This is a genomic window from Neotamlana sargassicola, assembly GCF_020523965.1.
GTDB classification, from domain to species: Bacteria; Bacteroidota; Bacteroidia; order Flavobacteriales; family Flavobacteriaceae; genus Neotamlana; species Neotamlana sargassicola.
The window spans coordinates 196,671-209,499 of record NZ_JAJAPX010000001.1; the positions used below are offsets into that span (position 1 = coordinate 196,671).

Sequence of the window (12,829 nt, forward strand, 5' to 3'; positions counted from 1 at the left end):
GCTTTTTCATTTTATAATACTTATTTTTATAACATGAAACATCTTTATCTTTTAGTAATTTTTATTGTTTTATTTTCTTGTACTTCTAAATCGTCAAAACCCATGACCCATAAATATACAAATGCATTAATTAACGAAACAAGCCCATATCTTTTACAACATGCGCATAACCCTGTTAATTGGCAACCTTGGAATAGTAAAACATTAAATCAAGCTAAAACAGAAAACAAACTTGTTTTAATTAGTATTGGGTATGCGGCTTGCCATTGGTGCCATGTTATGGAACATGAAAGTTTTGAAGATTCGTTGGTAGCACAAACCATGAACATCAATTACATCAATATTAAAATTGATAGAGAAGAACGCCCAGATGTAGACCAAGTTTACATGAATGCCGTACAACTTATGACTGGCCAAGGTGGTTGGCCTTTAAATATTGTAGCCTTACCAGATGGCAGACCTGTTTGGGGCGGTACATATTTTAAAAAAGAACAATGGATTAGCGCTTTAAACCAAATTGCAGAATTATATAAAAGTAACCCAGAAAAACTACATGAATATGCCAATAAATTAGAACAAGGCATAAAAAGCATGGATGTTGTTGCTACAAACAATAACAAACCCGATTTTAATAAAACATTTATAAATAATGCCATAAAAAATTGGTCTAAAAGTTTCGATAAGCATTATGGTGGCACTAACCGAGCTCCAAAATTTATGATGCCAAATAACTATCAATTTTTACTTCGTTATGCTTATCAAAATAACGACCAAGACATTTTAAATTTTGTAAACCTTACGCTAACCAAAATGGCTTATGGCGGATTGTACGACCATATTGGCGGTGGTTTTTCTCGATATTCTGTCGATATTAAATGGCATGTGCCGCATTTCGAAAAAATGCTTTACGACAATGCACAACTGGTAAGTTTATATGCCGATGCTTACCAACTTACAAAAAGCGAACTCTACAAAAACGTAATTACAGAAACATTAAATTTTGTAAACAATGAAATGACAACTAAAAACGGTGCATTTTTCTCCTCTTTAGATGCCGATAGCTTAAATAAAAACAACGAATTAGAAGAAGGCGCGTTTTACGTATGGACAAAACAAGAGTTAGAACATATTTTAAAAGAAGATTTCTTATTATTTTCCAACTATTATAATGTAAACGATTTCGGGTTTTGGGAGCATAACAATTACGTACTAATAAAAAATGAAGACGATAACGCTTTCGCGGAAAAACATAACATTTCAATAGAAGCCCTTCAATCCTATAAAACAAAATGGAAGCAAACACTATTAGAAATTAGAAATAAACGCCCAAAACCAAGGTTAGACGATAAAACTCTAACCTCTTGGAATGCCTTAATGCTTAAAGCCTACGTGGATGCTTACCGAGTTTTAGGTGATGAAATTTATCTCGCTTCTGCAGAAAAAAACGCAAACTTTATTTTAAACAATCAGTTACAAAACGATGGTAGCTTGTTTCATAATTACAAAAATGGAAAAAGCTCCATTAATGGTTTTTTAGAAGATTACGCCACCACTATTGAGGCATTTATTGCGCTTTACGAAGTTACCGGAGAAGAAAAATGGTTAAAAACATCGCGCGATTTAACGAATTACACCTTCGATTTCTTTTTTAATAAAACCAGTAATATGTTTTTCTTCACATCCAGTAAAGATGAAGCTTTAGTATCTAGAAGTGTAGAATACCGCGATAACGTAATAGCAGCCAGCAATTCTATTATGGCAAATAACTTGTTTAAATTGTCACATTATTTTGATAATGAATATTTTTATAACACAGCAACAAACATGCTAAACAACGTAACTTTGGAAATGCAAGATTACCCATCTGGCTATTCAAATTGGTTTAATTTAATGCTAAATTACACACATCCATATTACGAAGTTGCATTAGTTGGTAATGAAGTTAATAAACAACTAACCGAATTAAATAAAAACTATTTACCAAATAAATTAATTGCTGTATCTAAATATGAAAACAGTATGCCTCTATTAAAAAACAGATTTACACCAGATAAAACCTTAATTTATGTTTGTGTAAACAAATCATGTAAATTACCTGTAAGCAAAACTAAAGAAGCCTTAAAACTTATAACAAAACAATGAAAACATTAACCATAATATTACTCGCATTTGTAGCTATAGAACATTTTTACTTTTTAATTTTAGAAATGTTTTTCTGGACCAAACCAAAAGGCATAAAAGCCTTTAATATAAAATCTGAAGCTTTTGCTAAAGAAACTAAAGTTTTAGCCGCTAATCAAGGTTTATATAATGGTTTTATAGCTGCCGGAATTATATTTTCTATTATTAAAAATGATATTTCAACCGCGTTATTTTTTACGGTTTGTGTAATAATTGCTGGTATTTATGGGGCTTACTCAACTAAACAAATTAAGCTATTTTATTTTCAATCGGTTCCAGCTATAATTACACTAATAATTATTTTATTGAGTTTTTAGTTTTTTAAAGTGACCGTTTAATATTTCTGTGTCTATAATATTGTAAACAATTTAACTTTTATTTTACCTAAGCCAAGTTAAAAGCAAATAAATAGTTACTAACTTTAATATAATTATAAATATCAGAAATTATGGATTTAAAAAACATTGACGCATCAAAATGGATGGACCTCATTTTAGATTATGGCCTGAAAATTATAGGAGCCATTGCTATCTGGATTATTGGTTCTTGGGTAATTAAAACTTTAATTAAAGGCCTTAAAAAAGTAATGCTTAAGCAAAATTACGACGAAAGCTTACAAAAGTTTTTAATTAACTTATTAAGCTGGATTTTTAAAATTGTTTTAATTATTGTTGTTCTAGGAACTTTAGGTGTTGAAACCACGTCGTTTGCTGCTATTTTAGCTGCTGCTGGTTTAGCAATTGGTATGGCTTTACAAGGGTCGTTAGGAAATTTTGCTGGTGGTGTGTTATTAATGATTTTTAAACCAATAAAAATTGGAGATTTAATTGAAGCTCAAGGCGAAATTGGTGTTGTAAAAGAAATTGAAATTTTTACAACTAAACTTACTGGGTTATCTAACCGAGAAATTATAATACCTAATGCAGCTCTATCAAACGGTAATATTATTAATTATACTACCGAAGGTACGCGTCGTGTTGATTTAGTTTTTGGTGTTAGCTATGATGCCGATATTAAGCAAACAAAAGACGTTATAATGAATGTTTTAACATCGCACCCAAAAGTTTTAAAAGATCCTGCTCCAGCTGTTACTGTTTTAGAATTGGCAGATAGTTCGGTAAACTTTGCTACAAGACCTTGGTGTAAAACCGAAGATTATTGGACTGTTTATTTTGATGTTACAGAAAATGTGAAATTAGCTCTTGACGCTGCTGGTATTGAAATTCCTTACCCACACAGTGTTGAAATACATAAAGATGCTTAATTACTAAGCAACAGTATATAAATTAAAAAGGCGAAAGTTTTACACTCTCGCCTTTTTTGTCTCTATTTTTTTGATTTTATTGCCACAAAATCTTTTAAGTAATAGGGCTCAAAATAGGCTACATCTTCAAATTTTTCTTCTTCATATTTCTTGAAAGCTATTAGGCTCATTTCGTTTGCCGAAGGTAATTTATCCTCAATAAAAATGGCATTCTGATGATTAATAAGTGTTTTTGTTTTCTCTACACCGTTTCCTATAAAGTAAACTTTGCCTGCTTTTAAATTTTCTGCGAAAGCGTTTTCATCTAATATTTGTGCTTGAGTTTCTCTTATTTGATTAAAACAACCATCAAAAATAGCTGAATATACTTCTAGCCTCCTAGCATCTAGCATAGCAACTATTTCGCCATCGTTTATAGAAACTTGATGAGCCAATGCGGTTAATGTTGGTACTGAAATTAAAGGAATGTTTAAGGAAAAAGAAAGTCCTTTGGCTGCTGAAACTCCTATTCGCAAACCTGTGTAAGAACCAGGACCTTTGCTTACAGCAATGGCGTTTAAATCTTGAGTTGTAATACCTGCCTTTTTTAAAACCTCATCGATGTAAACATGCAAACGTTCGGCGTGCGAGTAGCCTTTATCGTTATCTTCAATTAAAGCAATGGTTTTTCCATTTTTTGAAACGGAAACCGAACAATTTGTTGTAGCAGTTTCTATGTTTAATATATGTGTACTCATTTTAAAAACAAATTCCCGCCTAAGCGGGAATGATTTATGTGATTATTTATAATGCTTAGATTGCAAAATTACATATTAATTTGTTAAGGATATTCTCAAATTACAGTTTCTAAATTTGTCTTATCGGTATCCCAAAATAAAATTCTAAAATTTTCAATTTAAATATAAAATCATATTTAGTTCTAATAACATCGGCTTGCGAATTTTCGAACTGAATTTTAGATTGATTGAAGTCAAAAGAATTAATTACACCTAACTCGTACCTATCACTTACATAACCAAAAGCTTTTTCTCTTGCATCTCTTGTTTTTGTTGCTGCTTCAAAAGCTTGTTTAGCATTTTTTGCATCATTGTACGCTTGATATACAGTGGCTTCTAAATCTAAATTTGCCTGCTCTAACTGATATTTAGAACGCTCTAAACTAACTTTATTTCTACTAATATTATTCTTAGCCGAAAAACCATTAAGTATTGGTATACTTATTTGAAGTCCAAAATTATGACCATCATTTCTACTAAATTGATCGAAAATAGGATCTGGTCCACCAATAATTGATGAATAATTTGGAGTTACAACATTTTGGTTTGTATCTTCAACAAAACCTATAATAGTACTTGGATCATCAGAGTTTAATTCTGCTCCCACAACTTGGTCGCTGTATGATGCTCTTGTGCTATAACTATAAAACCCGGAAAGGGTTGGCAATAAAGCACCTTTCGCTACTTTAACATCATATTCTGCTAATTCTAAATTTGTTTCGGCTATCTTAATATCATTTATTTCCGCTTTAGCTCTGCTAATTATAGTACTAGGGTCTTCATTTAAAATTTCTTCATTTATTAAATTATAATCAATAGTTTCTACATCAAAATTTCTATAATCTTTTAGTTGTAAGAGTTGTGCTAAACTTATTTTTGAAAGAAATAAATTATTTTGAGCGGATACGATTTGTTGCTTTTGTGTTGCATCTGTTGCTTCCAACTCTAAAATATCTCCAGACGGGATTACTCCGGCTTCGATTAGTTTTTGTGTCTGTGCAATATTTTCAACAGTTAATTGATTTTGTCCTCTTAAAACTTTTAATTGCTCTCTGTTAAAAAGTATTTGCAGATAAGCGTTTGCTACGGATAAAGAAATATCGTCTTTCATCTTATCAATTTGATATTGGCTTGCAATTATGGCTAAATTAGAACGCCTAAAAGTGTTTAAGTTTCTTAATCCTCTATATATAGCTACGTTGGAGTTTAGTCCTAATGATGTAAATTGAGTAGTAAGATTTTCTAAAATTCCTGTGGTAATATTTTGGTTTAAACCAATATTCCAAGAGTGATTACCAGAGGCATTAAGTGTTGGTAAAAAATTTCCAAAAGCATCACTTTTATTAATCTCACTCTGATCTAAATCTAACTCCGATTGCTTTACAGAAATATTATTTTCTAGTGCATAGGTTACACACTCTTGTAATGTCCATGTTTTTTGCTGAGCATAACCGCCTGAGACAACAATTAACAGTAAACACGCTATAAAAATACTTTTCATATTACTTTTCTTCATCCTCCTCATTGTCTTTTGATGCTTTGTTCCACACTTTAATTTTATCGCCTTCTTTAACACCTTCAACTATTTCAACGTTAATACCATCAGATAAACCAAGCTCTACATTTTCTTTTTTAAATTTACCATCTTCTTGCTGAATTTCTACAAAAGGTTTTTCGGTAATTCGGTTGTATTGTAATAAGGCTTCACGAATAGCTAAAACACTATCTTTTGCCTCAATATCTATTTCGGCGTTTGCACTATACCCAGCGCGTATATTTGTTAAAGAATCTAACTTAACATCGGCTTTTATGGTAAACTGTACTGCGCCATTTTCTTCTATTCCTTTGGGTGCTAAAAAGGTTAAAGTAGCAGGAAATTCTTTGTCGTTAATGGCTCCTAAAACTACTTTTATTTCTTTACCTTCTTTAAGTTTTCCTATTTCGGCTTCATCAACCTTACCTTCAAAAATCATTAAACTCATATCGGCAATTGTTGCTATGGTTGTACCATCGTTAAAGTTATTACTTTGTATAACTTGATCTCCTTCACGCACCGGAATTTCTAAAATAGTACCTGGTATTTGGGCTACAATACTTGTGTTTGCAGCACTTCCGCCAGAAATAGAACCTTGTTTAATAATTTTATAATCGTTTTGTGCTTGTGCTAAAGTTTCTTTGGATTGATTAAATGCTAATTCGCTATTTTCAAAATCTTGCTGAGAAATAACACCTTTTTCAAACAACGCTTTATTTCTATCGAATAATACTTTAGCATTATTATAACCTAATTGTTCACTTTTTATACGGCTTCTTGCACTTACTAAACTCTGTTCGTTTGGTACAACTCTAATTTTAGCTATTAAATCGCCTTTTTTTACTAAATCCCCTTCTTCAACAAAAATCTCGTCAACAATACCAGAAATTTGGGGTTTTAATTCAATTTCTTCCTCTGGATTTAATTTTCCCGTTGCTACTGCTTTAGTGTTTATTGATGTGTAAAAGGGTTCTTCTACTTTAAAATCTTCAATAGATTTTGAGTTGGCATCCTTAAAGTATTTTAATACAAATACTAATAAAATTAGGGCTACTATTCCTAAAATAATTTTAACTGTTTTATTCATTTTTTTGATTGTTTATTCTTCTCTTAATGCTTCTATGGGTTTTATACTTGTTGCTTTAAATGCAGGAATTAAGCCTATTAACGTGCCTAAGGCTACTAATATTAATAGGGCTACAAACACAACGGCTATTGAAACTGATGCGTTTACGATAGCTGCATCTGGACCTTGACCAAAAAGGTAGTCCAATATAATTAAAATCCAACCACCGGTTATTATACCCAATAACCCAGCCATAAGTGTTAAAAACACTGCTTCTGTTACTATTTGCCTTTTTATTTCGTAGGGTGTGGCGCCTAAAGCACGCCTTACACCAATTTCTTTAGTACGCTCTTTTACTGTGATAAGTAAAATATTACCTATGGCAAACACACCAGCAATTAATGTTGCAATACCTACAAACCATGTTAAAAATTGCATACCTACTAAAAAGCCTGTCATTTTTTTAAACTCTTTACCTAAGTTAAAGCTACCAAAGGCACGCTCGTCTTCAGGGTGAATATCGTTTAAGTTTTTAAGCATTAACTTAACATCTGTTTCAATTTGCTTAATATCGTATTCTGGTTGACCAGTTATCATCATCCAACCAATTTTATCGCCTCGGTTGTAAATTTGCTGGAATGTAGTAAAGGGTACATGCATATCTGTTCGTGGTCCCATATTTACATTACTAACTTCAAAAACACCTATAACTTTAAAATTAATATCATTTATTTCAATGTAAGTACCAATAGCTTCTTCATCTTTTTCGAATAATTGCTGATAGCTGTCTTCAGAAATAACCACAACTTTTTTTCTATCATTTATATCATTTTGATTAATGAAACGCCCATGAATTAAATTCTTTTTTTGAAGTTGATCGAGCAACGGGTAATCGCCCGCCATTTGAAAGCTTCCTGATAAAAAATTTCTGGTTGCGCTAACTGTTTGCTGGCTTCTTGGTAAAACAAACTCTACACCTTCTACATTGGCTTCAATACTTTTAGCATCGTTTAAACTTAAACTTACTTGTCTGCCTTTTTGAAAACCTTTAAAAGCCTGGTCTGTACTTTGTCCCCACACAAACACTGTATTTGTTGCAAAATCACCAAATAAGCGGTTAAATGCATTCTCTAAACCTCGGGCAGAACCTAACAATCCTATTAATAATAAAATACCCCACCAAACGCCAACCATGGTTAAAATAGACCTCAGTTTGTTTTTACCTAAGCTATCGAAAATTTCTTGCCAAGTGTCTCTTTCTAATAAAAATTTTAACATACTAGTCGTTTCTTAATGCTACAATTGGTTTAATTCTCGACGCCTTTTTTGCAGGTACATAACCTGCAATAGTTCCGGCTATAATTAGAGTTAAAGTGGCTCCAAAAACCAAAGTGTTACTTACCCCTGGATCTTTAATAAAATAGACTTCTAGTGATGGCCCAACCAACTCTAAAACTGCAACACCAATTAATAGCCCAACATACCCAGCAATGGCAGTAATTATAATAGATTCTATTAGTATAATTGCTACAATAGATCTGGGAGATGCTCCTAAAGCTTTACGTATACCTATTTCTTTGGTGCGCTCTTTTACTATAAAAATCATTATATTACTTATACCTACAATACCTGCGATTAAGGTGCCAAAACCAATAATTAATATAATTACAGTTAAACTAGATGTCATTATATCTACTTGTTTTGTGCCTTGTGCCATATTCCAGATTCTAATAGCGCGTTGATCTGATGGCGCTACAGAAAACCGTTCTTTTAACTTAGCTTGAATTTTATTTCCAAAAGCTAAGGCTTGGTCGGAATTCATTTCCGGATTATAGGTTAGGCTTATTTCATCTACATAATCGTTATTGCCATAAATTTTTTGAGCTGTTGTAACAGGCATGTAAATACGGCGTTCTTCATATTCGCTTCCTTCATCTTCAAAAACACCAACAATTTTGTATTGAATACCGTTTAAATTTATATACTTACCAAGAGCCGGAACCGTTTTATATAAATCGGTTTCTACCATTCTTCCAACAACAACAACTTTAGTATTGTTTTGAATATCGTTGAAGTTTAAATAGCGTCCTTCTTTTACTAATGTTTTTTCAAGAAATTGATGGTCTGGATGCACCGCTCGAATATCATAAGTATTCTGCTCGTTTTTGTAGGAAGCATTTAAATTTTTATAAACTCGTGATGTTATATACTCAATATCATCACCAAATTCTTCTTTTACAAACTCGTAATCTTCATTTTCAAACTGAATTTTTCGCCCTGCTTGGTAACCTTTATTTGCTTTAGTTGTTAAGCCAGACCTTATAAAAATGGCGTTGTCTGCATCGTCTACAAAGGCTTCTTCAAATGTGTTTTGTAAGCCATTTGCAATACCAAAAAGTATGGCGAATAACAAAATTGCAAAAGCTACCGTAAAGCCAGAGAGTAAACTACGCGTTCTATTCATGTTTATACTCTGAAAAATTTCGCGCCAAAGGTCTATATCAAACATATTGTTCTGCTCTTACTTGGTTTACCTTTTTATCTTCCATTATTACGCCATCTCGCAAACGCACAATACGTTTACACATATTTGCTATGTCTTCTTCGTGAGTTACCATTAAAATGGTTTTACCTTCATCGTTTAAACTTTGAATAAAAGCCATAATTTCGTGAGAGGTTTTAGTATCTAAAGCTCCGGTTGGCTCATCGGCAAGTAATAATTTAGGGTTTGCAGCTAATGCTCTAGCAATGGCAACACGTTGTTTTTGCCCTCCTGAAAGTTCTTTTGGTAAATGATCGGCCCAATCTAATAAACCTACTTTTTGTAAATGAAATTTTGCTTTTTCAATACGTTCTTTACGCTTTATTCCTTGATAATACAATGGAAGGGCCACGTTTTCAATAGCATTTTTGTAGTTTATTAAATTGAAAGATTGGAAAATAAAGCCTAAAAATTTATTCCTGTAAACTGCTGCTTTTTTTTCAGTAAGATTTTTTATAGGTAAACCATCTAGAATATAATCGCCGGTATCGGCTTCATCTAACATACCAATAATATTTAAAAGCGTTGATTTACCTGAACCTGAAGAGCCCATTATGGCAACCATTTCGCCTTCTTCAACAGAAATATCAATTCCTTTTAATACATGTAAACTTGAGTCTCCTATGGGATAGGATTTGTGAAGCTGGTTGATTTTTAACATTTTAATTTTTGATTGATTAGCCGACCTTTAAGTTAAGCCTTTCTTCTTAGACTATCAATTAAAAAAAATGTTACAAAAAGATTTAAAAAAATTATTTAGTGCTTGAGGTTTTGTATTTCTGATATATAAAATAGATGAGCCCGCCAACTAAAATGTACGGTATTGCCATTAAATACACTATACCATCGTTTATGGCTTCGGCTGCAGTTTGACTTTCTTCACTCTCTAATACAGCACGACACATAGCACATTGCGCATTTCCTTTAAAAAAAAGAAATAGAGTGATTAAAGAAAAGACTGCTTTTTGCTTCATTTTAAACAATTACTTTTTTTATTCTAAATATTGGATTTAGTTATAATACGGTGAAATCATTAAATAAACAATAACTCCTGTTACTGCAACATACAACCAAATTGGATATGTTATTTTAGCTATCTTTTTATGTAATTTAAAATTTTGGGTAATGGCTCTTGCATAAGTAATTAATACAAATGGTATAACTGCTACCGACAAAATTATATGACTTATTAAAATTGTGTAATAAATAGCGCCGTAACTACCTTGGTAACTTGTTGAGTCGCTAGTCATGTGATACAACACATACATTACCAAAAACAGTAGCGATAACCCTATGGCAAATTTCATTAATAATTCGTGAGCCCTTTGGTTTCCTTTTTTTATTTGCCACACAGCAAGAACTAAAACAACAGCAGTAATACCGTTTATTACTGCGTAAACTGGTGGTAAAAATATTGGTAATTCAATATCTAACTTTACACCAAAAAGTATTGCTACTACAATGGGTATAACTACAGATAATATAATTATTAAGGTATTGTATTTTTTATGGTCTTGCGTATTTGTATTGGTATTCATTTTATTCTTTTAAAAGTTTTGCTATGTCTTCTTTTAATATGCTTATTTCTTCGGCTATACCGTCGTCGTCGGTTTGTTCTTCTTCAGATACAATGCCTCTGTAATATATTATTGGATTTCCGTTTTCGTCTTTTCTAGAGCGAATGTATCCGTTTTTATCAATTAAAGCGAAGTTTCCTGAATGCTCGAAGCCACCTAACACATTCTCGTTTTGTGCTGCATAAATATAAAAACCAGCATTCGCCAAATTATATATTGCCTCTTTTTCTCCAGTTAGTAAATTCCAATTAGGGTTAGTAATACCGTATGTTTGAGCATAACTTTTTAAAACTTCTGGAGTATCGTAATCTGGATTTATAGTGAATGATGCTACACCAAAATTTTCAAAATCTTTAAATGTATCCTGTATTTTAACCAAATTATTATTCATTCTTGGGCAAATAGTTGGACATGTTGTAAAAAAGAATTCAACTACATATACTTTTCCTAAATAATCTTTATTAGTAATTGTTTTACCTTCCTGATTGGTAAAACTAAATTCTGGAACTTTGCGTTTTTCACCATTATTGTCAATAAAAACTAAATCTGAAGCTTGATTTTTTTTATCGTTTGCATAATCACTTCGGCTTTCGTTTCTAATAACATCGCCTTGAGTAATTCTATCAACTATTTTAGGAACAAATAAAATACCAAAAAGCAGTATTATAAATGCTATACCAACGTATGAATAATTAGTTTTCTTCATTATTATTTTTTAAATCGTTAGCGCGCCTTGTATCTGTGTTTTCAAATTCTCCCTTTCGCTTTTGGCGATATTCTGTAAACAATACACGCAAATCGTCGCTCATTTTATTTTTTATTTCGGCTACTTCAATACAATCGTAACCGTTTAAACCATAAACAGGTTTATTTTTTTCTTTTTCATTATCTTCTCTATCATCTAGTCGCCCACGTTGTGTTAAATCTTTATCTACAACAAAAACCTTTTGCGAGTATAAATCTTCCGATAGCGGTGTATCTGTTTTTAAACTATTATGGATTTGTTTTATTTTACTTGGTGATGCAAAAACAAAATGCCAATAATCTAAAGCTTCATAAGAACTTATTTCTTTTTTTACAGTTTCAACTGAAGCTTCAGTACCTGTAGGTAAAAGCATTACTATTTGAAACTTTTTAAAGCCTTTAAATTTATCGTAAACTAGTTCTTTTAAATTGGAAGCTGCAATGGTATGATCTATTGGGTTTTCGCCTAAAAAGCCTAAAACTGTAATATGATCTTTTAATTGAACGTCTTCTTTGGTAAGAGATGTAAACCCGTTTAAATCAGAAACATTCTCATTTATTATTTCTAGAGGAGTGTAGTTGTGCGTTGCAGGATACAACATCAATAAAAACGCTACTGGCAAAAAGAACAATACTACTAAAACAAAATATGTGCTTGCTTTTTTCTTACTCATAAAACAGGTGCAAAAATCATTTTACAAAAATAAAAAAAGGCGGTTTAAAAACCGCCTTAATATCTATATTTAACTGATTTTATAATTAAAAATCTCGTTTTATGTAACCGTTATCGTATACATTGAATACATATCCTCCTTCTTGTAATAATATAAATGATAAATATATTATTAAGAAAACACCTGTCCAAACTACTGCACGTCTCAATCCTTTAGTTTCGTCGCGCATGTGCATAAAATCCCAAGCGATATAATAGGCCTTTACAATAGTTAATATTATGAAAATCCAGTTAAGTAATTTCATTCCTAAAAACTTAGCCATTAATCCTTCTGGTTTGTATATACCTAAAACAACTTCTATTGCAGTTACAAACGAAAGAAATGCTAAAACACCCCAGATTTTTTGTTTGTTGGACTTAAATTTCCAAAGTCCTCTAAAAATTTCTAATTTATGTTCGTGTGCCATTTTAA

General features: G+C 31.7%; 14 protein-coding genes. 3 read left to right on the forward strand and 11 right to left on the reverse strand.

Going from position 1 to position 12,829, the window contains the following annotated elements; all coding sequences use genetic code 11:
• Positions 1-33 precede the first annotated feature (33 nt).
• From LG651_RS00850 to LG651_RS00860, 3 genes are all read left to right on the forward strand, one after another.
• Complete coding sequence (locus tag LG651_RS00850) at positions 34-2,142, forward strand: thioredoxin domain-containing protein (RefSeq protein ID WP_226694274.1); 2,109 nt, start codon at positions 34-36, stop codon at positions 2,140-2,142.
• Positions 2,139-2,498 (forward strand): DUF1304 domain-containing protein, encoded by a 360-nt coding sequence (locus tag LG651_RS00855; protein ID WP_226694275.1) that lies wholly within the window; start codon positions 2,139-2,141, stop codon positions 2,496-2,498. The genes LG651_RS00850 and LG651_RS00855 overlap by 4 nt, the downstream gene beginning before the upstream one ends.
• Before the next feature lie 131 nt (positions 2,499-2,629).
• Complete coding sequence (locus LG651_RS00860; RefSeq protein WP_226694276.1) at positions 2,630-3,445, forward strand: mechanosensitive ion channel family protein; 816 nt, start codon at positions 2,630-2,632, stop codon at positions 3,443-3,445.
• 62 nt (positions 3,446-3,507) lie between these two features.
• Here the strand turns inward: LG651_RS00860 and tsaB are convergent, their stop codons facing one another.
• The 11 genes from tsaB to LG651_RS00915 all read right to left on the reverse strand — a co-directional run bounded on the left by tsaB (position 3,508) and on the right by LG651_RS00915 (position 12,824).
• Positions 3,508-4,182, reverse strand: a complete 675-nt coding sequence (gene tsaB, locus LG651_RS00865) for a tRNA (adenosine(37)-N6)-threonylcarbamoyltransferase complex dimerization subunit type 1 TsaB (RefSeq protein WP_226694277.1) — start codon at positions 4,180-4,182, stop codon at positions 3,508-3,510.
• A 109-nt stretch (positions 4,183-4,291) separates the two neighbouring features.
• The gene (locus tag LG651_RS00870; protein WP_226694278.1) at positions 4,292-5,737 is read right to left on the reverse strand and encodes a TolC family protein; all 1,446 of its coding nucleotides are present in this window, start codon (positions 5,735-5,737) and stop codon (positions 4,292-4,294) included.
• Entirely contained in the window at positions 5,724-6,842 is a 1,119-nt protein-coding gene (locus LG651_RS00875) for an efflux RND transporter periplasmic adaptor subunit (RefSeq protein ID WP_226694279.1), read from the reverse strand. The genes LG651_RS00870 and LG651_RS00875 overlap by 14 nt, the downstream gene beginning before the upstream one ends.
• Positions 6,843-6,854: 12 nt before the next feature.
• Complete coding sequence (locus LG651_RS00880; protein ID WP_226694280.1) at positions 6,855-8,099, reverse strand: ABC transporter permease; 1,245 nt, start codon at positions 8,097-8,099, stop codon at positions 6,855-6,857.
• Between the two features lies 1 nt (position 8,100).
• Complete coding sequence (locus tag LG651_RS00885) at positions 8,101-9,330, reverse strand: ABC transporter permease (protein WP_226694281.1); 1,230 nt, start codon at positions 9,328-9,330, stop codon at positions 8,101-8,103.
• Positions 9,323-10,024, reverse strand: a complete 702-nt coding sequence (locus tag LG651_RS00890) for an ABC transporter ATP-binding protein (protein ID WP_226543784.1) — start codon at positions 10,022-10,024, stop codon at positions 9,323-9,325. The genes LG651_RS00885 and LG651_RS00890 overlap by 8 nt, the downstream gene beginning before the upstream one ends.
• A 91-nt stretch (positions 10,025-10,115) precedes the next feature.
• Positions 10,116-10,337, reverse strand: coding sequence for a hypothetical protein (locus tag LG651_RS00895; RefSeq protein ID WP_226694282.1), 222 nt, complete (start codon positions 10,335-10,337; stop codon positions 10,116-10,118).
• Positions 10,338-10,373: 36 nt separating this feature from the next.
• Positions 10,374-10,901 (reverse strand): DUF420 domain-containing protein, encoded by a 528-nt coding sequence (locus LG651_RS00900; RefSeq protein WP_226694283.1) that lies wholly within the window; start codon positions 10,899-10,901, stop codon positions 10,374-10,376.
• 1 nt (position 10,902) lies between these two features.
• Positions 10,903-11,646, reverse strand: coding sequence for an SCO family protein (locus LG651_RS00905; protein WP_226694284.1), 744 nt, complete (start codon positions 11,644-11,646; stop codon positions 10,903-10,905).
• Complete coding sequence (locus tag LG651_RS00910) at positions 11,633-12,358, reverse strand: hypothetical protein (protein ID WP_226694285.1); 726 nt, start codon at positions 12,356-12,358, stop codon at positions 11,633-11,635. The genes LG651_RS00905 and LG651_RS00910 overlap by 14 nt, the downstream gene beginning before the upstream one ends.
• An 85-nt stretch (positions 12,359-12,443) precedes the next feature.
• Positions 12,444-12,824 carry a cytochrome C oxidase subunit IV family protein gene (locus tag LG651_RS00915; RefSeq protein ID WP_226543779.1) on the reverse strand — a complete coding sequence of 127 codons (381 nt, stop codon included), beginning with the start codon at positions 12,822-12,824 and terminating at the stop codon, positions 12,444-12,446.
• Positions 12,825-12,829 lie beyond the last annotated feature (5 nt).

Bases quoted from the DNA above. Each gene is read 5' to 3' on its own strand.
- LG651_RS00860 (WP_226694276.1), top strand. From the start codon at position 2,630: ATGGATTTAAAAAACATTGACGCATCAAAATGGATGGACCTCATTTTA.
- LG651_RS00915 (WP_226543779.1), bottom strand. From the start codon at position 12,824: ATGGCACACGAACATAAATTAGAAATTTTTAGAGGACTTTGGAAATTT.
- LG651_RS00850 (WP_226694274.1), top strand. From the start codon at position 34: ATGAAACATCTTTATCTTTTAGTAATTTTTATTGTTTTATTTTCTTGT.
- LG651_RS00910 (WP_226694285.1), bottom strand. From the start codon at position 12,358: ATGAGTAAGAAAAAAGCAAGCACATATTTTGTTTTAGTAGTATTGTTC.
- LG651_RS00870 (WP_226694278.1), bottom strand. From the start codon at position 5,737: ATGAAGAAAAGTAATATGAAAAGTATTTTTATAGCGTGTTTACTGTTA.
- LG651_RS00875 (WP_226694279.1), bottom strand. From the start codon at position 6,842: ATGAATAAAACAGTTAAAATTATTTTAGGAATAGTAGCCCTAATTTTA.
- LG651_RS00855 (WP_226694275.1), top strand. From the start codon at position 2,139: ATGAAAACATTAACCATAATATTACTCGCATTTGTAGCTATAGAACAT.
- LG651_RS00895 (WP_226694282.1), bottom strand. From the start codon at position 10,337: ATGAAGCAAAAAGCAGTCTTTTCTTTAATCACTCTATTTCTTTTTTTT.
- LG651_RS00880 (WP_226694280.1), bottom strand. From the start codon at position 8,099: ATGTTAAAATTTTTATTAGAAAGAGACACTTGGCAAGAAATTTTCGAT.
- LG651_RS00885 (WP_226694281.1), bottom strand. From the start codon at position 9,330: ATGTTTGATATAGACCTTTGGCGCGAAATTTTTCAGAGTATAAACATG.
- LG651_RS00890 (WP_226543784.1), bottom strand. From the start codon at position 10,024: ATGTTAAAAATCAACCAGCTTCACAAATCCTATCCCATAGGAGACTCA.
- tsaB (WP_226694277.1), bottom strand. From the start codon at position 4,182: ATGAGTACACATATATTAAACATAGAAACTGCTACAACAAATTGTTCG.
- LG651_RS00900 (WP_226694283.1), bottom strand. From the start codon at position 10,901: ATGAATACCAATACAAATACGCAAGACCATAAAAAATACAATACCTTA.
- LG651_RS00905 (WP_226694284.1), bottom strand. From the start codon at position 11,646: ATGAAGAAAACTAATTATTCATACGTTGGTATAGCATTTATAATACTG.